Consider the following 20902-nt stretch of genomic DNA (forward strand, 5'->3'; position numbering starts at 1 on the left):
TTCCACCTATGAGATAGATAGACTCCATAAAATAGCTTTACAGCCTTGCTATTCCGGATCATCTAAAACCTTTAGAAAATATGACATTAAGCATTTTTGGCTAGCAAAAATTTACGTAGCCCCCTAAACGTTTTAATGGATTATCTGATCAACTATCACAAAATTTTGCCCCGCCGGATCAAAACGCAAAGTTACATCGCTGCCTTGATAGGGAAAATCTTCTACTAAAACATCTCTATCGTAGGACCTTACGTAGAATTGCTCGCCGTTTTCATTTAGCGGGGTAAAAGATAAAAAATCAACTTCTTGGATCACGTACCGCGTACGCGTATAGGCATATTCATACGCGCCAATATCAATGGTATGCCAGCCGTTTTTCAACAGGCCCGAATACCACAGAATACTCCAGCCATTGGAGCCTTTCGCAGAAAATGCGTCGTTAACATCTTTACGTTCATGGAAATGAAGCGGTAATATCTGTGAATCACCGCCCAAATCCACCTCAATAGATTTTCCACTATAGTAAAAGTAACGATTATCTTGAACGATATTTTCCACAGTACCGACAAACCAACCTCGTAGGCTTTGCACTCCAGATAGAATCATGCCTTTCGAAGGATTTTCTATATTAGCAACTTGTCGATCACCCGCACGTGAAGACTTCTGGCGCAAGTATGAATTCGAATATCGTTCCTCTTCACTTCTCGAATGCCTCTCCTCACTACGAAGTGAATTTCCACTTCCATCAAACTGATTAATCACTGAGAACTTTTGTTCCGCGATATTAAAGGCTATCTCCGAGGTATGCCCAAGAACAGGAAAATTCTCAATGCTAAGGGCCCTTTCTACATTGTGAATGTACTCCACTTTACCATTAGTCTTTGGATTAAAAACTTGGAATACCCTACTCGCCACATGTAATCCAATGGCATTAAATATATCTATGGTGTGAAGACCATTATCTAAATTTCCACTATAGACAGGAACACTCCACCCCAGATCTTGCTTCCCAACCTCCCACTGCTCGCCCATTGCGTCACGCACATCAGACCTTGAATCTAGATGGCTATAATACTGTCGCTCTCCACCGTCAATGCTAATCGAAAAAGTAGCTCTTTCTCCGAAGTATCCAAACTGATTAAATTTATTATCCCAATCAGGGGTGTTCATCCAACCCCTGAGCTGAGCAACCCCAGATAATGGGAATTTACTTGATGGAGATTCGACACTAATGTTGCTTATATTATTGGTAGCCCCTAGATCAACAACACAATCTTCGCCTTGACATCGTGAAAAGCTAATTTCAGCTACGCAGTTAGTTTGATTAGGGTCGATCGAAAATACTCCATTTAATAGCTCTCCCTTGCACCCCATAATCGCATTGGCTTTATATCCCTCATCCGGAACTATAAAGATCTTGCTCCGCTCGCCAACAATTTTTGGGGCCAAGGCTACACTTCCATTTTCACCGAGTTCTATCTCAATATTTACTGCGTGATCTTCCTGATTCTCGGATAAGGACTGCCAGAAAACATCAAGAAAATAACGGCCTTCCTCAGATTGAATGCTAATATTTTCTTCTGGCGCATTTGAAAAGTGATTATTATTGATCGCCACATAAGAGCGTGAAGAAACTCTAGACTCTCCATCTAAAACAAATTCTGGTATTTCCCCCCAAAATCCTGACTCAAAAACAAAGACACCTTCGATAAGATCATTTTTTAGAATTTCAAATGGAAACTCACCCCAGAGAAACTTGTTTCGACTGAGAACAAGCCTATTCAACTTCTTTAACTCTACGATAGACGAATCCACCTCTCCATAAAAAAGATTAGAGTGCAATCTCAACTGCTCTAAGTTTGGTAGACCGCCCCATATAGTGGGAAAACGACTTCTAATCTTAAGATTGCCTAATTCTAATATTTTCAGTCTTTTAAGGCTTTGAATAGACTCAGGAAAGGTGTTGACTACATCAGATTTTCTAGCCGTCAGCATTAGGGTTTCAAGGTTTTCTAGATAGCTCCAAAAATCGGGTAATGCCGCTCTATAAATTGCGCCTCTAATGTTAAGTTCACGCAGTTCAGATAAGTTTTTAAAACTCTCTAAAAACTCACCTGACAACGACTCGCTTTCGGAAGTAGGTAAATTAATTGCGTGTACTCTATTTGCCTCTATTTTGATTCCTTTCCACCTCGAAACATCAGCACTGCCCCATGAATCTTCAAGATCAGTCGCAGAAACATTAAATGAGTAGTAGAAATCTACTAGGGCACGACAGTCCCCCCGATCGATATTAAGGTCGGAATGCTCACACACACTATCAATTGCAGAGTTAGCAGATACAAGCTGGGCAAAAAGTATGGCCAGCAGGCCAAAAACAAATCGCATTACAACACCCTTAAAATCCATCAGTCTTACTAGCTAAAAGCTTGATATCAATGCGGAAAAACGGCTTGCTCAGGTAGGGGCAGAAATGACAGAGGTAGTCCTTTAACCGAATCCTTGGCAATCGCTGGTCCTTTCAGCTATGGAGATAGCAGCTAATAATTATACCTTAAGTATAAATGATAAGTGTAAGTTTATGCCTATAAAATGGACTGATTTCACACTTTGGTAATTGCTGGCAATGATTACAATAAACTTACTTATACATGAGGTCACATAATGCCAATTCGCCAGCAATATCAATATCAGCACCAAGACGGAACCGCAGTAGAAGGGGTTAAAGTCGGCCGCTTAAATGGTGGCATCACCTCAAACTTTATTGTCTATCGCATTGGCAGCGTGCTGATTGACTGTGGGCCAAGCAACCAGTGGCGGCATGTCAAAGCGTTTTTAGAATCTGGGCCAGAGATCAAACAACTTTGGCTAACTCATCACCATGAGGATCACAGCGGCAATGCATCACGGGTGGCTCGCAAATATAAACTCACACCAAATGCTCCCGTTCAAGCCCAAGAAAAACTTGCCAAGGGCTTTCGGATTCCCGCCATACAACAAATGACTTGGGGTAAGCCCCAGCGTGTTATCACTATGCCGCTTGCTAAAACCATGCTTCTGGAAAACGGCGATAAGGCAAGCAGCATCCACACCCCAGGCCACGCCAAAGATCTCACCTGTTTTTATTTACCCAAACAGAAATGGTTCTTCAGCGGTGATCTTTACCTAGCTCGTGCCTTAAAATATATGCGCGCTGATGAAAATCTCATGGAGCTGATGCAGAGTTTAAAAGCAGTCTTAGAGCTTGATATTGATGTCGTGTTCTGCCCACACCGAGGTATCGATGAGAATGGTAAGACAGGCATGCAGGACAAACTCAATTATCTGATTGAGCTATGTGAAAAAGCCAAAGCCAATGAACAACAAGGCTTATCTGTCGAGGAAAGCACTATCGCCTTGTTAGGCAAACCGGAAATGATGGATAAAATTAGCCGCGGTAACTTTAGTAAGGCCAATCTTGTACGACAGGCCCTGTCAGTAGACTTAGGTTTCTTCCGCTAATTACACTATTAGTAAGCCAATCTTCTCGTTACCATGTCCCTTAGACTTATGTTTAGAGATAGCTAAGGGGCAAACATGGATACGCATCATCAAATAAACTATATCGAAATGCCCAGCCGCGATTTAGAGCAAAGCAAGGCTTTCTTTCAAGATGCCTTTGGCTGGAGCCTTACCGATTACGGCCCGGACTATTGTGACTTTCAACAAGAAGGCATAGCTGGCGGCTTCTACCGAGTTGATTCCGCCATGAACCAAAGCCAAGGCAGCGCTTTGGTGGTGCTATACAGCAACGACCTGCTGGCCAGCGAAGCCGCTGTTTTGGCGGCGGGTGGCGAGATTAGCAAGGCGACCTTTGACTTCCCCGGTGGACGTCGTTTCCATTTTCGCGAACCCGCGGGCAACGAGTTTGCGATTTGGACCAAAACCTAGGTCAAAGCATCTAGGGGCCCCACAGCACATAAACGTAATCCGAGACTGACAAAGCTTCGCTGTGCTGCCCCTAAAATGACTCACCGCATAACTCTAGCTCCTCCAGCAACAACTCTTGTATACTGTATACAATTTTACCTGTACGAGAGTTACCCATGGATTTTATCGACCAGCAGACCATCGATCGCGCCCTTCCTTTTGCCGGTTTAGTCGACGCCCTGCAACAGGCCTTTGCCAGCGACATCGAAACCCCTCTGCGTAACCATTACGATATCCCAAACCCCCAAAGCAGCCGCGAAACCACTTTGCTAATGATGCCCTCCTGGCAGGCTGGCAGCGATATCGGTATTAAGTTGGTCACCGTAACCCCAGAGAGCTACAAGTACGATTTGCCCTCGATTCAAGGTACCTATGTACTTTTTGATGCTGTACGCGGCTGTGTGAAAGCCACTATGGATGCACCTGCCCTAACCGCCAAACGCACCGCGGCCGCCTCGGCGTTAGCTAGCCGGTTTATGTCTCGCCCAGATAGTCGTAAATTATTAATGGTGGGCACTGGAACCCTATCCAGCCAATTGATCAGAGCTCATGCCAGTGTGCGTCCTATTGAAGAGGTGATTATTTGGGGACGTAGTCCAGACAAAGCCCAAGCGATAGCCGAGCTGGAAAGCTTGGCGGAATTTAATATTAGCGTGACTGAAGATCTTGCCGAAGCGGTAGCTGAAGTCGATATTATTTCTGTGGCCACGATGAGCAAAGAGCCATTGATTATGGGCGACTGGCTAAAAGCTGGCCAGCACCTAGATCTTGTGGGTGCCTATCGCCCTGATATGCGTGAAGCTGATGACGAATGCATCCGTCGCAGCCGTATAGTTGTTGATAACTACGCTGGCGCCTGCAAAGAAACGGGCGATATTGCGACTCCGATTGCTGATGGTATTTTGAAAAAAGAAGATTTATGTGCAGATCTCTTTGAGCTTTGCCGCAAAGAAAAACACTTTCTTCGCTCGGCAGATGACATCACTCTATTTAAATCCGTTGGGCATGCGCTGGAAGACCTAGCAGCAGCACAACTGGTTGTTAAAAGTTTAGCTTAATAGGTCAAATAAAAAGATACATTAAAAAGGTAAGTAAAGAATGAATTACCAACAACGTCGCGAACTCCTACTTCAAGAACTAGAACAAGATTCTGCTGTAATTTTGGTGGGTAATACTGAAAAAGTTCGCAATAAAAATATTACTTACAATTTTCGCCAAGATAACGACTTTTACTATCTTACCGGCTTTTCTGAGCCTGATGCTGTTGCGCTTTTACGACCAAATTCAGAGCAGCCATTTGTACTGTTTAATTTACCCAAAGATGAAGCAGCCGAAGTCAGCTTTGGCCACCGCTGTGGTCAAAAAATGGCAGGCGAACTTGTAGCTTGCGATGCAGCCTACGATATTGCAGAGCTAGAAGAGCGTTTGCCTGAACTATTAGAGCAACGCCAACATATTTACCTATCCGACGAACTCGGTCGCTTTTCCCATCGTATTTTCGATTGGCTACATCAGCAGCGCCGCAGTGCCAAATTCGATGAAGCAAAAATATTTCGCAGCTTACATTCAGTTTTGCCTTTTATTCATGAGCGACGAATCGTTAAAGACGAGAGTGAGCTTGAGCGCATTCGTAAAGCCGTCAACGCATCGGTAGCAGGCCATAAAACCGTAATGAAAGTTGCCGCCTCTGGAATTAATGAGCAACAGCTAACGGGGGCTTTTTTTGGCAAGGTATCAGAGTTTGGCTGCCAAGATGTAGGTTACCCAACCATTATGGCCAGCGGCAACAATGCCATTTGCCTGCACTACACCGAGAACAATGACGAACTGCAAGACGGACAAATTCTACTGATAGATGCTGGTGGCGATTACCAATACTACACGGCCGACATAACCCGCAGCTTCCCTGTAAATGGTACGTTTAACGACACTCAAAAAGCCGTTTATGAAGTAGTGCTCGCTGCTTTAGATAATGCTATAGCGCTGGTAAAACCTGGCACTCCCTGGAACAAGCTATATGAAACTGCCATGAGTACTTTGGCGCGGGGCCTAATTGATCTGGGAATCCTACAGTGCAGTCATCAAGAAGCCATGGAAAAAGAGCTTTATAAACGCTACAGCGTTCATAAAACAGGCCATTGGCTCGGCCTAGATGTTCACGATGTGGGTCGCTATAAGAATGGCCAAGAGTGGAAAACACTTGAGCCAAATATGGTGTTCACTATCGAGCCTGGTTTATATTTTGAGGCCAATGATGAAAGTGTAGCGCCAGAGTTTCGTGGCATGGGGATTCGAATTGAAGATGACATCCTAGTCACCCAAAATGGTTACGAAAATTTATCGGCGGGCGCACCGCGAACTGTCGAAGATATTGAAGCTTGGATGGCTTCTTAAAAGAGGTTTAGCGGACTATTGAGTGGATCCGGCTAAAAACGCAAAGACTGCTAAAGACAAAATACCAGTCTTTAGCGGTTAGCTGAGTTAGAGTTAACATTCGGCTCATAGTCAGATTCAACTCGCCCCAACCAGGTCAACAGTTCCACCACAAGCCCAATCATCAGCAATAAAAGCAGTCCCTGGCGAAAGCCCAACATTAGGCTCACAACAGCCAAAGCCGACAAAGTCAGTAAAAGCAGCAGTCTTAGCTTGTAGTTCATCTTCCATTTCCTATTCGACGCCGCTGTTAATCGGCCTTCTGGGCTCCATATTGCCCCATCAAGCGTAACGGCCACTCAACGTAAAAACTGAGCTCAACTCTATTAAATGTCACAAACAGACCGATATATGGCAGCAATTCTGCTTGTGAGCTTAATTTTAATGAGCGATACTCATTATATATCTATTAATGCGCCCATTATGGCGCCAACATACTGAATACCGGCCAAACAATATGAGTTCAGCTCAGTCAGAAAAACGCAGCCAGTCCCAACGCCGGGAAGCCACACGAACGGCCATCTTGCAGGCCTGCAAAGAGATTATGGCGGAAGAAGACTTCGTCAATAGCAAAACCGGCACCATAGCCAAGCGAGCAGGCGTGGCTGAAGGCACGGTCTTTCTCCACTTTGAAAACAAACAGGGGCTACTGCGGGCCCTAGTGGACGACTTCTTTGTCACCATGCATGGCAATATCGCCGAGATCCATCAGGCCCACTCATGCCCTAAACAACGCTTAAAGGCCATGGCGCAAGACTATATTGAGCAGCTGGAAGCACAGTGGCCATTGGCAAGGCTGGTAGTTAGCACTCATGCTCGCTATGGCGACGAACTCACTCAACAATCCCTACGTCGCCACAACCGACGCTATACCCAATTTTTTATTGATGCCCTAGACGAAATAAAACAGCAAGAAGTCGACTGTGATATTCCAAGCCAGGTATTCAGAGACGCCTTGTTCGGAGGCATAGAGCATTTTGCCATTGCCAATTTTAATACCGGTAAAAACCACGACAGCCAACAATTCTTAGATCAACTATGGCAATTGCTATTCCGCGGAATTCTTAGCCGAGAATCCAAAGCCGCTGAACAAAATAATATTGAACAAAAACTAGATCAAATAATTAAAAAGCTCGATGCCTGATAAGGGAGCCCACGATGACAGACCCTAGAGAAGAGATTTTTGCTGAATTAATCGTAAAAACCAAGGAAGGCGATCTTGGTATTATTGATGAATACGGAGAGATTGAGACCAAAATCTACCACTGCGAAGATGTTTTGAAAGAAGAACAGGAAAGTATTTTCAAAGATAGTGCATTTATCGTCGGGCATGAGACCATGTTGAAACAATCTGGCGACCATATGGCCTTTGACCATCTGGGGCAGCCCATTATTTTAACTCGTGCAAAAGATGGCAAAATTCGTGCTTTTTTGAATGCCTGTCGACATCGAGGCGTACGCCTAGTGGATGGCCATGAGGTGAAGCGTCGTCCCAGCATGGTTTGTCCATATCACAACTGGGCTTATGGTATGGATGGCAAGTTGATCGCCGTACCACTCGAAGAGTCCTTTCCAAATTTAGATAAAAGCTGTCGCAGCCTAAAGTCACTTCCTTGCGAAGTACGCCACGGCTTTATTTGGGTAAACCCTAACCCTGGAGGCGAACTGGATCTTGCTTCCTATCTTGGGGAAATCAACCAAGACCTTGAAGCCTTTGGAATTGAAAACGAAGTATTTTTTAAGCAATCTTTAAAGCGAAAAAAAACCAACTGGAAGCTTATCATCGATGCGTTTCTAGATGGCTACCACGTTAAGCGATTGCATAAAAATACCGTTGGGCCGTTCTTTATCGATTGCGCCGCAGTCACCAAGGGTTGCGGCGTTCATATACGCTCAGTAGTCGGCCGAAATGAATTACACGAGGCCTTTGAGCTTGAACGTGAAAAGTGGGACTATCGTCACCACTGCACCTTTGCCTATCTTATCTTCCCTAACACTATATTAATCTTTCACCCCGATTACAGCAGCATACTTTCTGTTTATCCAGTAGCGCCCGATGAAACACTCGTCAGCCATATCTGCCTAACACCGAATGAGCCCAAAGATGAAGCGGAGCTAGCCCACTATGAGCGGGCATTCAATATTATTGAAAATGGGGTATTTGAAGCTGAAGACTTCTTTGTCTGTGAGCAAGCTCAAAAAGGCATGCTGACTGGTGCCAACGATACCTTTCTAGTAGGTGGTCACGAGGCTGGCTTACAGGTGTTTCATGACATTTTGAAACAACAGCTCAAAACCAAACAGGCTTGAGCGGTAAAAACTTAAAGCTGCCAAAGGCAGCTTTAGTCTGATAGGTAGTACTCAACCGTGGAGACCACGCGGACATTTTTAATATGCGGATTATTTCGGTCACGATCTTGTATTGAGAACTGGCCTTGACTTGCACGCTTGATTTTCCCTAAACGGCTATTGGAATCCGCGGCAAACTTTTCTGCAACTTGGCGAGCATTTTTGGTGGATTCCTCCACCATTGCCGGCTTAATTTCATTAAGCTGATTAAAAATGTACTCTGGGCGACCATCATAGTTATCACCCTTTAATACCACACCTTGCTTACCTAGCTCGCCGACATTCCCCATAATAGAACGAACTCTTTTTACTCGCTCACTGTAAACGGTAACTGTTTGCCAGCCCACAAATCTAAACGGTGAACTTTGATTACCATATTGCTGCGCCGATTTATCAGTGACGGCAGGAGCGGAAATACTCATCTCTTCGGCGGCTACGCCTTTTTCAATGAGAAACTTCTGTACTACTTCAGCATTGGCTTCTAGTTTGCGGTATAAATCTTCTAAGCTATTGCTCGCCGAAGAATACTGAATTGGCCAGATAACAACATTCGCTGGCAATTCTCTTTCAGCTAAGCCCTTAACTCTCACCACCCTTTCGTATTCTTTAACCTTGACCGCTGACTGACCCAGTAAGAAGCCTAGCGCTACAAAGCCCAAGCATAATAGGGCACCCAGTATTAGCGCACTACTGCGACGATTTGCCATAGTGAAATCCTCTATTGCAGATTGAATAGTTCATCTAAACGATAGACCACATCAGGGTTGCTTTGATTCAATGCTAAATGAATTAAAGCCTGAGCGACCTCTCTTCCTTCAATAGGCCTATAGTGCTTTAGCAAGCCAACCCCATTGAGTGCTGACAGAAATACATCGCCAACACTCTCACCCATACGCTTATCTTTTCGAGTTCCGCGCAACAGCGAGGGCTGTAATATCGCTAAGCGATTAAACTCGAGCTGTCTCACTTCGATTTCCAATTCACCTTTCATTTTAAGGTAAGCACTGCCACTAGCAGCATTGGCACCCGAAGAAGACACTAACAACATATGCTCAACGCTCGCGGATTTAGCCATTTTTGCAGCTTGCAGTTGATAATCAAAATCTACCCTGCGTTGAGCCGCAATCGAACCCGCTTGTTTACGTGTCGTTCCCAAGCAACTAAAAAAACAATCGGCTTTAAAGAGCTCTGGATAATCTTCTAGTCGCTCAAAATCTATAACCGCGTTTACCACGCCCTCAGGGCAATCATTAAGAGATCTTCGGGTAATTGCAGTTACCTTGGAAAAGCTCTCACTTTGGTTCAGCATGGTTAACAATGCTGAACCAACCAGCCCTGATGCTCCAATAATCACTGCAGAGAGCCCTGTCTCAGCCATATCTTATCCGTACTTTTTAGTCATGGCCTCATAGGAGGCAGAAATAAGCTCTACAAGTATTGCTTCGTCAACGGCCTTTAGCGAGCTGATATATAAACAAGATTTTCCCAACTTATGCTTTCCAAGTTTTTCCAATAACTTAGAGTATTCGGAGAAACCATTCATGATATAAATAGAGAAGTTTTGTTTGCGCGGCGAGAATCCCGTTTTAAACCAACGGCCACCAGCGCCGGTATTTTGGTATTCATAGGCACCAAAACCGACAATTGCTGAACCCCAAACAACAGGTTTAAGACCAGTAATATCCTGCATCAAAGCAATAAGTCGCTTGCTATCGTCCAATTTTTTCTCAGGGACCTGAGCCATAAATTCGGCCAAGCTTATTTGATTGGCCTTGGTTTTCAATTCACCCATATCTCACCTCTAGCACTCTCCGCTCACGTCTCACGTCTCACGTCTCAAAGAAGACTACGTTTTAAGCGCAGCATATCTTGGCAAACAATACCATTCTCAATAATTTTAGGGCTATAAGCCGAAAAGAAATCTGGGACAATCTCAACAATACGGAAGCCCATTTTTTGATACAAAGCCAGCTGCGACAAACTAGAATTTCCCGTACCAATCCATATCTCCTGGCAGGCAAGGCCCTTCGCAATATCTATGCAGTGCTGAATCAAACGCTTGGCTAATCCTTGACCTTGAAAATCTTCCGCCACAGCGATATTAATTAATTCACATTTTTCTGGAGACGCTGAATCTTCAGCGACATCTTTCTCTGCAACATATTGAAGCAGGGCAATAGCGATGACTTGAGCTTGCCGCTCAATGCAGAAGATACGACAGGATGGTAAGTAATCCAGTATTTTTTCGCGCTCTGGATCAGCGCTCAGCAACAAGGACCAGTGATCGGCACTTAAGTCACCAGCCTGAATTTCAACAACCTGCTCTTCATTGCTAGAGAGTTTAGTCACCAGTCTTTCCATTAAGCTTATGCCATTGCCAAAAGGCAAAGATACCACGCGCGCAAACAAAAGCACCCAGGCCATTGAGCAAGGCGCCACCATAACGCCAGTAATCAGAAGGCCATAAACTTGGATCTTTGGTATAGGCTGGCAATACCGCCGAGCTGGCGATTAACAGCAATAGTACGCTTGCCAATAAATACAAATAGGGCAATCGCCAAGCACCAATAAACAGCGCCACCCCAAATCCCGCCAAAATAGCAATGGTACTTGTCGATGCCGTTGGCCCTAAAGCCTGCTCACCGTTAGCTAATAAGATTAAGCCAGCTACATTCCAGGCAATACAAAGCATCAGATAATTAAACTGATAGGCTAATGGGGTTTTAAGGTGACTAAGTAAGGGGACTGCTGTGCTCATATTTGGGCTCTCTTTTTTTCTCCAGCTTATAGCGTCCGCTATACACTTACAACGGCTGAGAGCCCAAGTTTTAAAGCTTTTAATTGAATCGAGAGATGGAATAGGGCGCCAAATCTAAGTCGGTTGTTTCTCCGGCTATATGCTGAGCAATTAAGCGCCCTGCGATTGCCCCCCAGGTTAAACCCAGGTGCTGGTGCCCAAAGTTAAAGAATACTCGCTGGTGCTTTGGAGCGACTCCCATCACGGGTAAAGAATCTGGCAATGATGGTCTAAACCCCATCCAGCGGACAGTGTCTGCTCCAATTTCAAAATTCTGCACATCATCAGCGTTTAACAGAGCCTTTGCGTGGGGTAACAACATTTCCGCTCGCTGGTAATTTGGCTCGGCCTTTAAGCCGGCAAACTCTACAGTGCCAGCCAATCGCAAACCCGCTGACATCGGTGTCATGATAAATTTACGCTCTGCCGAAGCCACCGGGCGGCTCAATAGCTTTTGCGCTGGCAGCATCAGATGATAGCCACGCTCGGTATCAAGAGGCACTTTATAGCCGAGTTGATTAGCAAAGGGCTTTGACCAGGCACCGCTACTAATAAGCACATTATCAAACAGTAACTGAGATTCAGCCCTGCTCTCGTCCTCTCGCTGCACCGACAAACTAACTGCGTTATCTTGCTCCGCAACATTTAATACCCGCAGAGCTTTAAATTCACCGCCTTGGGCCAAAAAATAATCAGCAAGTTTATTGCACAAGCGAGCGGGATCTGTGCTGTGACCCACCTCAGTAAAATACAGGCAGGCGCTCACGCTATCGGCCAGAGCAGGCTCAAGCTCTAAGGCCTCTTCACGATTTAGATATTCAACGGCCACACCTTGCTCTAAATAAGCCGCTTGCTGCTTCTTGATTTCAGCCTCGTTGGTACTCTCAAAAGCTAACAAACTACCCGACAACTGCAATTCAGATTCTAATTCGCAACTCGACAGTAGCTCTTGATAAGCTGCAATAGCCGCGTCATTTAATTGTCGAATTAGCTTGCCATTATGCCGTGCTCGCGAGGGCAACATATTATGTAAGAAACGGAAAAACCAAGGCAGCGCCTTAAAAAAGTAACTCGGCTTTACTCGAAAAGGCCCCTTGGGATCTAGCAGAATTTTCGGCAAGGCAGGAAGTAGAGAAGGGTCCGCCAAAGGAAAGACCTGCTCCGTCGCGAAATGCCCCGCATTGCCCGAAGAAGCCTGTGTAGCAAGCCCATTGGGGTCTAGCAGGCAAACCTCAAAGCCTCTACGCTGCAATTCAATCGCCGAGCAAATCCCAATGATCCCAGCGCCAACAACCGCTACTCTTTTTACAGCCATTACAACACCACTAACGAATCAGAAAGCCATGCTTGAGCGGGTCATTGCTATCAACCAGGAACTGATTTACTCCGGTAATAAAGGCGGTACCGAATACACGCGGAATAACTGCCTGCTTGCCGGCGAAGTCCAACTTACTAGCGATTTCAACCTGCATTGAGCTGCCAATAATACTTTCAATCTTGATTCGCTCTTGATCAGCCACCTCTCCACGGTGATGTAACAAAGCAATGCGCGCACTAACGCCCGTACCTGTAGGAGACCGATCCACTTCACCATCAGCAAAGATACAAACATGACGTGAATGACTGTTCTCATCGTCGGTTTTTTTCGAAGTGAAGATCGTGCCATACAAAAAGCCTAGATCTTCTTCGGTAGGATGTACTAAGGGGTAGTCGGCCATTACAGCGTGTTTAATATCACGGCCCAGCTGGATAAGTTGCTCAGAATTGTTGGGGCTGCATTCAACGCCAATTGCATCGGCATCCACATAAGCATAATAAGCACCACCATAGGCGATATCATATTGCACCTCACCAAAACCAGGAACCTGCACCTTACGGTCGCAAACCTCTACAAAGGATTCAACATTATCGAAACTAACGGCCAGCTCGCCGGATTCGCTGCGCTCAGCGTAGGCGGTAATTTTTCCAGCAGGAGCATCGATACCAACAATGCGACGCTGACCCGTCTGCACTTCAAGGTTGGCGTATTCAGCGGCCATGGTTACAGCGGCGATAATGCCGTGGCCACACATGCTCGAGTAGCCCTCATTGTGCATAAACAGGATTCCAAAATCCGAGTCTTCCGTGGTGGGCTCAGTAAGCAGGGCGCCATACATATCGGCATGGCCTCTTGGCTCATACATCAATACCTGGCGTAGGTGATCCAACTCAGACTGCAAATAGCGGCGCTTAGCTAGGATATTGTCGCCTGGCACTTCTGGATAACCATCTAAGATGATTCGCAGTGGCTCGCCCTCAGTATGGGCATCAATTGTTGTAAGAGTTTGAAATTGTTTTATTTTCTCGTCGTTAAGAGACAACTTAAAGCTCATAAGAAGAACGCCAGAAATGAAAAGTGATTGTTATTGTATACAATATACACTATATTTCAATTCATTCATTGTCTCTGGTGGGGGCTTCTCCTGCCCGGCATTTTTACTGCCTCAAATCCAGCAGAGCTAAAACTTATATCGGCCTTTAATTACGTTAGTTATGTAGCAAGGGCCAGCATTTACTCGCTTTAGAGAGAAGGCCCCTTTTCATGCGCAAAGGTACGTTTTTTTGCATAGATGCCCACACCTGCGGCAACCCGGTTCGACTGGTCACTTCGGGCCACCCTGATCTGCAGGGTAACACCATGAGTGAAAAGCGTCAGGATTTCCTGAACAATCACTATTGGATTCTTGAGTCATTAATGTTTGAGCCACGCGGTCATGACATGATGTCTGGCTCGTTTCTTTATCCACCTTGTAGCGACAACGCTGATGCCTCAATACTTTTTATTGAAACTTCAGGCTGCTTACCTATGTGCGGGCACGGCACCATCGGCACCGTAACCGCAGCGCTTGAATCCGGATTGCTGCAAGCCAAAACACCGGGCCAATTAATACTGGATGTTCCCGCAGGCCAAATTCGCGTCGAATACGAACAGCGTGACGGCAAAGTGTTATGGGTAAAAATTTATAATATCGCCTCTTATTTAGCGCACCAAGATATTCAAATTAATGTTCCAGGCATAGGTGACCTTAAAGTTGATATTTCCTATGGTGGTAACTACTACATTATTGTAGAGCCACAGGAAAATTATCCTGGCCTAGAGAATTGGTCGGCCGCGCAAGTTTTACAATTCAGCCCAATTATCCGAGATATCATCAACGACACCGTTGAATGTGTACACCCTGAAGACCCAAGCGTTTGTGGCGCCTCACATTTGTTGTGGACCGGTGAACCGCAGCAAGAAGGATCAAACGGTGCCAACGCAGTTTTCTATGGTGACAAAGCTATCGATCGCTCTCCTTGCGGCACTGGTACTAGCGCTAGAATGGCACAGCTATTTAGCCGCGGTGAGTTATCTGTCGGTGAAGAATTTACCCACGAAAGCATTATTGGTAGCCAGTTCGTTGGCAAAGTGGAGGCGGCAACCGAAATTGCTGGCAAGCCTGCGATGATGCCGAGCATTAAAGGCTGGGCAAAAGTCTTCGGCAAAAACTGTATTACGGTAGATGACGACGACCCATATGCCTTCGGTTTTCAGGTGAAATAATTTAAACCTTTTTTAAAACTTTACAGCTGTATAAGCACAGTTACACACAGGAAAATTTTATGAGCATTACTGGTAAGAGCTTGGTTGCAGGCGTATGGCTTGGCAATGAAGCAGAAGGACAATTTCAGGCCTATAACCCTTTAGCCGGTGAAAATATTTCACAAAGCTATTTTAACGCTAGCAGCGCTGATATCGATCAAGCTGCCCTGCAAGCCGCCGCAGCCTTTCCAAGCTACAGCAGGCTAAGCAATGAAAAACGAGCGGATTTTATCGAAACTATCGCCGAGGAAATTCTAGAGCTAGGCGATGTGCTGCTCGACACTACCGCCGCAGAAACCGGTTTACCCATGATGCGCCTACAAGGTGAGCGTATGCGTACCGTTAACCAATTACGTTTATTCGCGCAATTTATTCGCGAGCGCAGCGGTAACGAAATCGTTGATGAAGCCGATCCAAATCGTGAACCTTTACCGAAACCGGAAACTCGCCTACGTCACATTGCATTGGGCCCAGTAGCCGTATTCGGCGCTTCAAATTTCCCTTATGCGTTCTCTACTGCCGGCGGCGATACTGCCTCTGCACTTGCGGCCGGCTGCCCAGTGGTCGTAAAAGGCCACCCTGCACACCCAGGTACTTCAGAGCTAGTTGCGCAAGCTATCGAAAAAGCGATCAATAAATGTCAGCTACACAGTGGCGTATTCTCACTAGTACAAAGCAGTAAGCCAGAGGCGAGTGTGCAACTGGTACAGCATCCCGCGATTCAAGCTGTTGGATTTACCGGCTCCATTAAGGTTGGCCAGTTACTACAAAAAGCCTGCTGGGAGCGCCAACAAAATATTCCATTCTACGGCGAGCTTGGCGCAGTAAACCCTCAAGTTGTTATGCCCGCAATGGCCAGCGACAACGCTCAAGGTATAGCGCAGGGCCTCGTCGATTCATTAGTTATGGGTAACGGCCAATTTTGTACTAATCCTGGTTTATGGTTGGTTCCCGAGTCGGCTGATGAATTTCGCAGCGTCGCCAGCGAGGCAATCAGCAAAGCCAGCACAACAGCCTTGTTAACTCAGGGTATCAGTGCAGCTTATAGCGCAAGCACCATTAAATTGGCACAAACCGAAAACGTTGAGTTGCTCGCTAGTAGCGCACCTGAGCAGCCACACTTTTCAGCGGCAAAACTGTTCAGCACCAGTGGCAGCGCCTTCCTAGCAAATCAAGAGCTACACGAAGAGGTCTTTGGACCTGCGGCATTAATGGTGAGCTACCGTGATGAAGATGAGCTTAAGGCTATTATTTCATCTTTAGAAGGTCAGCTAACGGCCAGCATTCATGGCTTAGAGCAGGACCTGGCTTCCGCCCAAGCTCTAAGCCAGCAATTGGCCCATAAAGTGGGCCGCTTAATCTTCAATCAAATGCCAACCGGCGTAGAAGTTTGCTACTCAATGAACCATGGTGGACCTTTCCCTTCGTCCACTGACGTTCGCAGTACATCAGTGGGCACTGAGGCCTACCATCGTTTTGTGCGCCCGATTTGCTACCAAAACGCCCCAGCTCATCTATTGAGCTAGGGTAACAACCATCTTATTCCTGTAGTGTTTGGCCAGCTTGTCTGGCCTTTTTTTCGCCTATTCGCCAGCTAAATAAGTTCAGCGACATCCGCGATCAGCGCGGGCTGTTTTTTGCCGAAGCGTTAAGCGGTATACTATAAAGAAGTCATAGCGACACATAACAACTGAGAAGCCTAATGGCCATAGTGCATAAAACCCGTAGCCAGCTGGTGGTAGAGTCCATCCGCGAAAAAATCCTTAACGGTGAAATTAAGTCTGGGGAACCGCTGCGTCAAGCTGCCCTCGCTGAAGAGCTAAATGTCAGCCGAATTCCCGTTCGAGAGGCTCTTTTACAACTCGAAGGAGAAGGCTTGGTGCACTTTGAGCCCCACAAAGGCGCGACAGCTACCGAGGTATCAGCGGAGCAAGTTGACGAGCTTTTCGAGCTTCGGGCAATGTTAGAAGCCGAGCTTTTAAAGCACGCTTTTGAAAATCTTAGTGAAGACGACTTTCTGAAGGCAGAGCATATTCTTGACAGGCTGGCCAAGCAAGATGACGAAGATACCCAGAGCCACAGTGGTGAATTGAACTTAGATTTCCACCAACATCTATATCAAAAGGCCAAACGTCCCCAAACTCAGGAGATGGTGAGAACCTTAAACAAAAGTGCTGATCGCTACGTTCGTATGCATTTGATGTTGGCAGGCGGCTTTACCACCGCGGCACAGGAACACCGCAAAATACTAGAACTATGTCGAGCCGGAGAACGCGAGCAGGCCTGCGAATTCTTACAGCAGCACATTTTAAACGCTAAAGACGACATCAAGGCCCTGCTCTTGAAAATGGAAAACTAATTTCGAAGCACGCTTAAGGATAAGCAGTTAATAGGGCCATGGATATTTTAAAAACCCTCAACACTCTAAACATTCACAGAGTACAGCAAGCAAAACCCCATCAGCCAGAAGGGCAAGCACATGCTCTCTTGTAAACACTACGACATCTTAGAGCTTTGCTGCATCTACAAGCTTGCTATAAAAGTCCAACTCGGTAATGGTCAACTTATTCAGGGCATCGCCATTAACCTCGTTAACAATACCAATAATGAGGAATGTATTCGACTTCAGTTGAGCGCCGGCTTAAATAGAGTCACGCAAGATATAGAGCTTGCAAGAATTCACAGTATTGAAGCGTTGGTAAAAAACCCGTACTTTGACCGAGTAATCTTTAGCGACAGCTAACTCCTTCACGGCCCGAATGGGAACTTTCGCTTCTCGTTAACACTCTTAACCCTACTATAAACAAGGGGTTAACGATGAAACTGCTTAAAAATTTATCTTTTATATTACTTAGTTTTAGTATTTTGCTCGTTGGGGTTTGGCATCTATACTTGGAGGACTATCAAAAGCAGCGTATTCAGGTTCAAATTGAACGCTTAACAGCTTCTCAGTCCACGACTAGCTAAAAATGTATTATGACTTTGCTCAATGAACAACTGATTCTTCAGGCTTGGAACCATAACGCCTCACCATGGCTTGAAGCCATAGAAGCTCGCGAGATCAGTAGCCGCGAGCTGGTTACCAATCAAGCTATCTTAGAGACACTGCAAGATATACCCAGCCATACCGTGCTAGATCTTGGCTGCGGTGAAGGCTGGCTCAGCCGAGCTCTAGCCGCGGAAGGCAGGGAAGTTACCGGTGTCGACGCCGTGCCCATGTTTCTAGAAACAGCGAAAGCCAAAGGTGGCGGCGATTTCAAACTCTGCCGATATGAGCACATTTGTCGGCGCACAGTGGGAAGCACTATCGATTTGGCGGTGGCCAACTTTTCATTGCTCGGGCGACAATCAGTTGAGCTGGCATTTAGGCGTCTGCGACCACTGTTGAATTATGGTGGCCATTTTGTAGTGCAAACCTTACACCCCCATACCAGCTGCGGCGAACAGCCATACCAAGACGGCTGGCGTGAAGGTAGCTGGACGGGTATCAGCGAGCGCTTCAAGGAGGCCGCGCCTTGGTATTTTAGAACCCTAGAATCCTGGCATAAATTATTTGCCGACACAGGCTTTAAGTTAATCCAAATAAAAGAACCGGTTAACCCACAAACACACAAGCCTGTATCGATAATCTTTGTGGCACAAAAAGTCGACATTTAGAATTTAAACTAGGAAGGGCTTATGAAGGAAGCACAGTTTTACTGGGGCCCCTTTGCTCGAGGCTGCTATACAGCAGCTTGGTGGTTTTGCCCGTTTTTTGTATGGACCAACCCTAAAGTTCTCGTATTTTACTTTCCCGCACTTATTTTAATAGGGCTTGGCCTGCGCCCATTGCTTGAGCGAACTGGCCTTTATAATTTGTTTCAAGCTCTACTTATAAAGAAAGAAGATGCCTCTTGGTCAAAAATTAATAAGCAGAAGCGAAGAGAGGTAGAACAACAGGAGCGTAGCAAGACTTTGAAACAGCAACGAATTCAAGATCCGCGCCTACCTAAGAACTGGTAGGCGCAGAGCTTTATTAAGCTGCCACTCGAACATAGCGACGATTAAACCACCACAATCCGGCGGAAGTCAGCAGGCCAATGGCTGCAAAAATACTCCACATCAACTCTGGCTGCCCCCACTCTTTGGCAACGGTACCGTAGCCCCAGCCCGATAAAAGCCCAGCAAACAAAAAGCCCAGAGCCATCGATACAAAGTAATAACCCATATAAAGCGCTGCTTGATTTTTAGGGGCAATATTGGCGACATACTCCTGACTCTTTGGCACGGTTACCATTTCGCCAAAGGACATCATCACAACCGCAATAACAATCGCACTGCCTCCCAGTGCAACGCTACCGGACAGCAATGCAACCAATAGACCTAGAATAAATATGACAACTCCAGCGATGATGACGTTAATCGCTTTGAATTTTTGACAAACATAGCTCACCGCAATCTGCCCAAAGATAATCATCGCAAAACCAATATTGACGATATACTCAGGATTTATCTGGCGATAAGATTGCTTCCACTGCTCAGCGATCGATTGCGCGGACCCCCCTTGTCGAATAGATTCTAGAGCCGTTGCTATTTCAGCTTCTGGCACCATGACCTTCAAATGAACCAGTTCTAAACGCAGGGCCGCCAAACTATCTTGTACATCAGCGACCGCTAGGCTTTGTAGTTTTTCTGCCAATGCTTCTACGTTAACGATGGCAAAGAAATCGACCGCCTGCTGGCCAAAGAGGCTGATAAAAACCAGCACATCACGAGTATCAATATAATCTCGTAGATACAATGGCAGGGTGTAAAACAATTGATTGTAAACTGCCCAGAAGCCCGAAAGAATACCGAGGTAGATCGCGAAAGGCACGTTGCTAACATGGATTTTCTGTTGCCACCAAGATGACTCGGCACCTCCATTTACTGCGCGGTTCCAGACAACATTCAGCAATAACCAAGCTACAATACCGATAAAGGAAACTGGATAGCTCAGCCAATCGGCACCCGCACACATCAAGAAAATAATGCAGGGAAAAATCATCATGGCAAAGCGCGCATTTCCTAAAACCTGCTGCGCTTCTTGCAAAACTTCTTTTAGGCTTTTATCCGCTTGCTGTTGAGTATGCTCTTCATCTCTTGGGTCGCGATATAAAAAAGCGGCCGGAAAGAAATTGATACAAATCCAAAGGGCCGACATCAAAAACACAGCATCCCAACTGATTGCCCTAACGTATCCGGCTACAAAGGGACCTAGGAATCCTCCCACATTAACCATGGTATAAAAGATACCGAAACCCAAACCACGATTACTTTCATTAGTGGTCAGCGAAATTGTGCCTTGCACCACCGGTTTAAAGCAGGCAGCGCCAAGAGCCACAGCAAAGAAAGCCAAGAAGAAGCCACCAAAGCTACTGGCCTGCCCAAGCAAATAGTAGCTGGGCGCCATAATGGCGAAGGACAATAAGAACATCTTCTTAAAGCCATATCGATCTGCCAGGGCCCCTGTGATCACCGGTAAAATATAGAGAAAAAATGGAATAATTCCCTGTAAGGCACCGCGTTGAGATTCACTAAAGCCCACACCACCTTGATCTACTGGCGTGGTCATATAAAGAGAAGATACGGTGAAAAAGCCATACCAGGCTAACCGCTCGAAAATCTCCATGCCATTTGCGACATAGAAAGAGCGCGGAAAACCTGCTTTAGCCACTGAAGCTACTGTTGTTGACATGTATTGCCGCCATCAT

The 20902-nt window shown here is 45.9% G+C and carries 22 protein-coding genes; 12 read left to right on the forward strand and 10 right to left on the reverse strand.

All coding sequences use genetic code 11. The annotated features are described in order from the left end of the window. Positions 1-132 precede the first annotated feature (132 nt). Positions 133-2388, reverse strand: coding sequence for a hypothetical protein (locus tag Q1A08_RS04670; protein WP_299770306.1), 2256 nt, complete (start codon positions 2386-2388; stop codon positions 133-135). A gap of 276 nt (positions 2389-2664) precedes the next feature. Between Q1A08_RS04670 and Q1A08_RS04675 the strand changes: the two genes are divergently transcribed. The 4 genes from Q1A08_RS04675 (at position 2665) to Q1A08_RS04690 (ending at position 6363) form a co-directional block, all read left to right on the forward strand. Next, positions 2665-3501 (forward strand): MBL fold metallo-hydrolase, encoded by an 837-nt coding sequence (locus Q1A08_RS04675; protein WP_299770307.1) that lies wholly within the window; start codon positions 2665-2667, stop codon positions 3499-3501. Positions 3502-3576: 75 nt separating this feature from the next. After that, a complete protein-coding gene (locus Q1A08_RS04680; protein WP_299770308.1) occupies positions 3577-3930 on the forward strand; it encodes a VOC family protein in 354 nt (117 codons plus the stop codon). Between the two features lie 155 nt (positions 3931-4085). Next, the gene (locus tag Q1A08_RS04685) at positions 4086-5027 is read left to right on the forward strand and encodes an ornithine cyclodeaminase family protein (protein WP_299770309.1); all 942 of its coding nucleotides are present in this window, start codon (positions 4086-4088) and stop codon (positions 5025-5027) included. Positions 5028-5067: 40 nt separating this feature from the next. After that, positions 5068-6363: an aminopeptidase P N-terminal domain-containing protein gene (locus tag Q1A08_RS04690; RefSeq protein WP_299770310.1), complete on the forward strand. Its 1296-nt coding sequence runs from the start codon at positions 5068-5070 to the stop codon at positions 6361-6363. A gap of 71 nt (positions 6364-6434) precedes the next feature. Here the strand turns inward: Q1A08_RS04690 and Q1A08_RS04695 are convergent, their stop codons facing one another. Further along, positions 6435-6626, reverse strand: coding sequence for a hypothetical protein (locus Q1A08_RS04695; protein WP_299770311.1), 192 nt, complete (start codon positions 6624-6626; stop codon positions 6435-6437). Positions 6627-6859: 233 nt separating this feature from the next. Between Q1A08_RS04695 and Q1A08_RS04700 the strand changes: the two genes are divergently transcribed. Both Q1A08_RS04700 and Q1A08_RS04705 read left to right on the forward strand, forming a co-directional pair. Further along, complete coding sequence (locus Q1A08_RS04700; protein WP_299770312.1) at positions 6860-7546, forward strand: TetR/AcrR family transcriptional regulator; 687 nt, start codon at positions 6860-6862, stop codon at positions 7544-7546. Positions 7547-7560: 14 nt separating this feature from the next. Continuing rightward, positions 7561-8712, forward strand: a complete 1152-nt coding sequence (locus tag Q1A08_RS04705; RefSeq protein ID WP_299770313.1) for an SRPBCC family protein — start codon at positions 7561-7563, stop codon at positions 8710-8712. A gap of 32 nt (positions 8713-8744) precedes the next feature. On the opposite strand, the gene Q1A08_RS04710 is transcribed toward Q1A08_RS04705, so the two are convergent. The 7 genes from Q1A08_RS04710 to Q1A08_RS04740 form a co-directional block, all read right to left on the reverse strand. Next, positions 8745-9458 (reverse strand): SIMPL domain-containing protein, encoded by a 714-nt coding sequence (locus Q1A08_RS04710; protein ID WP_299770315.1) that lies wholly within the window; start codon positions 9456-9458, stop codon positions 8745-8747. An 11-nt stretch (positions 9459-9469) separates the two neighbouring features. Then, positions 9470-10129: an NAD-dependent epimerase/dehydratase family protein gene (locus Q1A08_RS04715; protein WP_299770317.1), complete on the reverse strand. Its 660-nt coding sequence runs from the start codon at positions 10127-10129 to the stop codon at positions 9470-9472. A gap of 3 nt (positions 10130-10132) precedes the next feature. Then, complete coding sequence (locus tag Q1A08_RS04720) at positions 10133-10543, reverse strand: DUF1801 domain-containing protein (protein WP_299770319.1); 411 nt, start codon at positions 10541-10543, stop codon at positions 10133-10135. A 44-nt stretch (positions 10544-10587) separates the two neighbouring features. Beyond that, a complete protein-coding gene (locus tag Q1A08_RS04725; RefSeq protein WP_299770321.1) occupies positions 10588-11100 on the reverse strand; it encodes a GNAT family N-acetyltransferase in 513 nt (170 codons plus the stop codon). Further along, complete coding sequence (locus tag Q1A08_RS04730; RefSeq protein WP_299770323.1) at positions 11093-11509, reverse strand: hypothetical protein; 417 nt, start codon at positions 11507-11509, stop codon at positions 11093-11095. Before Q1A08_RS04730 ends, Q1A08_RS04725 begins: the two co-directional genes overlap by 8 nt. A 79-nt stretch (positions 11510-11588) precedes the next feature. Next, a complete protein-coding gene (locus Q1A08_RS04735; protein ID WP_299770325.1) occupies positions 11589-12863 on the reverse strand; it encodes an FAD-dependent oxidoreductase in 1275 nt (424 codons plus the stop codon). A gap of 10 nt (positions 12864-12873) precedes the next feature. Beyond that, complete coding sequence (locus Q1A08_RS04740) at positions 12874-13920, reverse strand: proline racemase family protein (protein ID WP_299770327.1); 1047 nt, start codon at positions 13918-13920, stop codon at positions 12874-12876. A 209-nt stretch (positions 13921-14129) separates the two neighbouring features. Between Q1A08_RS04740 and Q1A08_RS04745 the strand changes: the two genes are divergently transcribed. The 6 genes from Q1A08_RS04745 to Q1A08_RS04770 all read left to right on the forward strand — a co-directional run bounded on the left by Q1A08_RS04745 (position 14130) and on the right by Q1A08_RS04770 (position 19172). After that, positions 14130-15131, forward strand: a complete 1002-nt coding sequence (locus Q1A08_RS04745; RefSeq protein ID WP_299770329.1) for a 4-hydroxyproline epimerase — start codon at positions 14130-14132, stop codon at positions 15129-15131. Between the two features lie 59 nt (positions 15132-15190). After that, entirely contained in the window at positions 15191-16696 is a 1506-nt protein-coding gene (locus tag Q1A08_RS04750; RefSeq protein ID WP_299770331.1) for an aldehyde dehydrogenase (NADP(+)), read from the forward strand. A gap of 176 nt (positions 16697-16872) precedes the next feature. Continuing rightward, positions 16873-17529 (forward strand): GntR family transcriptional regulator, encoded by a 657-nt coding sequence (locus Q1A08_RS04755; protein ID WP_299770334.1) that lies wholly within the window; start codon positions 16873-16875, stop codon positions 17527-17529. Between the two features lie 120 nt (positions 17530-17649). Further along, on the forward strand, positions 17650-17913 hold the full coding sequence (locus Q1A08_RS04760; protein WP_299770335.1) for a Rho-binding antiterminator: 264 nt from the start codon (positions 17650-17652) through the stop codon (positions 17911-17913). Positions 17914-18146: 233 nt separating this feature from the next. After that, positions 18147-18827: a class I SAM-dependent methyltransferase gene (locus Q1A08_RS04765; RefSeq protein ID WP_299770337.1), complete on the forward strand. Its 681-nt coding sequence runs from the start codon at positions 18147-18149 to the stop codon at positions 18825-18827. A gap of 21 nt (positions 18828-18848) precedes the next feature. After that, on the forward strand, positions 18849-19172 hold the full coding sequence (locus Q1A08_RS04770) for a hypothetical protein (RefSeq protein WP_299770339.1): 324 nt from the start codon (positions 18849-18851) through the stop codon (positions 19170-19172). Positions 19173-19185: 13 nt separating this feature from the next. Here Q1A08_RS04770 and Q1A08_RS04775 read toward each other — a convergent pair whose 3' ends face one another. After that, the gene (locus Q1A08_RS04775; RefSeq protein ID WP_299770341.1) at positions 19186-20886 is read right to left on the reverse strand and encodes an MFS transporter; all 1701 of its coding nucleotides are present in this window, start codon (positions 20884-20886) and stop codon (positions 19186-19188) included. Positions 20887-20902: the final 16 nt, after the last annotated feature.

The sequence above is a fragment of the uncultured Pseudoteredinibacter sp. genome (assembly GCF_947500695.1).
Classification (GTDB): domain Bacteria; phylum Pseudomonadota; class Gammaproteobacteria; order Pseudomonadales; family Cellvibrionaceae; genus Pseudoteredinibacter.